General features: G+C 59.1%; 1 pseudogene. It reads left to right on the top strand.

From position 1 onward, the window contains the following. Positions 1 to 52: 52 nt before the first annotated feature. Positions 53 to 237 (top strand): annotated as a pseudogene (locus KI811_RS18465) (cytochrome C); the annotation flags it as partial.

Below are 237 nucleotides of genomic sequence, written 5' to 3'. Positions count from 1 at the left end.
CCTCGCCCCGCGGGCACTGACAACAAGTGAAATGAAGGCCCCGTGGACGAACGTGGGTAACCAGCTGATGACCTGCGGCGACTGCCACGACTTTGTCGATACCGGTATTCAGGGAGCGGGAATCACCTGGTCCCTGAAGGGGACCAACAAGGCATGGCCTTACACCGTGGCGGGGGTAACCACCGGCACCTTCCAGTCAATGAGAAACAACTCCATGTCGTTCTGCTGGAACTGCCA

Origin of the sequence: Geobacter hydrogenophilus (assembly GCF_018501225.1) — a bacterium.
GTDB lineage: Bacteria > Desulfobacterota > Desulfuromonadia > Geobacterales > Geobacteraceae > Geobacter > Geobacter hydrogenophilus.
Note: the sequence above shows the minus strand (reverse complement) of the source record. Positions and strands in the feature narration are given on the sequence as shown.